Here is a 305-nt window from a genome sequence, read left to right as displayed (position 1 = left end):
TCGTGCGCCTCGATTCGTGGCGTGCGGATGGTCAGCGGGCGGAAGGGCTGGATGTGGTGGGAGCCCGGCCCGCGTGTTCCGCCGGGCCGTGGCCGCTCAGGACCAGCTCCTTCGCCCTGCGGAACTCCTCGTCCGTGATGGCACCCTGATCGCGGATCTCGGAGAGCCGGGCCAGTTCGTCGACGCTGGAGCGCCGTCCGCCGCTCGCGGTCTTCCTGATGTAGGCGTTGAACTCCTCCTGGCGGGCGCCGGCGTGTTCCGTCTCCCGGCGGCCCATGTTCTTCCCGCGTGCGATGACGTAGACG

General features: G+C 70.2%; 1 protein-coding gene. It reads right to left on the bottom strand.

Annotated features, from left to right (window positions below; translation table 11 throughout):
- Window positions 1-31 precede the first annotated feature (31 nt).
- On the bottom strand, window positions 32-305 hold a 274-nt coding region (locus OO69_RS48535; RefSeq protein ID WP_033287459.1), incomplete at its 5' end, for an SHOCT domain-containing protein.

The sequence above is a fragment of the Streptomyces sp. NRRL F-525 genome (assembly GCF_000716605.1).
In the GTDB taxonomy this organism is placed as follows: domain Bacteria; phylum Actinomycetota; class Actinomycetes; order Streptomycetales; family Streptomycetaceae; genus Streptomyces.
Note: the sequence above shows the minus strand (reverse complement) of the source record. Positions and strands in the feature narration are given on the sequence as shown.